Raw genomic sequence first — 213 nt, forward strand, 5'->3', positions numbered from 1 at the left:
GGATGAAGGGTTTTTTAAAAGAAAGGCGGCGACATACTCTCCCACAAATTGCAGTACCATCTGCGCAGGCGGGCTTAACTTCTCTGTTCGGAATGGGAAGAGGTGAGCCCCGCCGCAATAACCACCTTAAGGTCGTTTTGCAATGGGTAACCAGTTTCAACTGATTAACATTACATAATATCTTAACATACTGAGATAAAGAATATAAAAAGT

The 213-nt window shown here is 42.3% G+C and carries 1 rRNA gene; it reads right to left on the reverse strand.

The features are described 5' to 3' along the window. Nucleotides 1-20: 20 nt before the first annotated feature. Nucleotides 21-129: ribosomal RNA gene (gene rrf, locus ACSVH9_RS16445) — 5S ribosomal RNA — on the reverse strand. Nucleotides 130-213 lie beyond the last annotated feature (84 nt).

Source organism: Flavobacterium sp. RSSB_23 (assembly GCF_051547145.1).
Taxonomy (GTDB): Bacteria; Bacteroidota; Bacteroidia; order Flavobacteriales; family Flavobacteriaceae; genus Flavobacterium.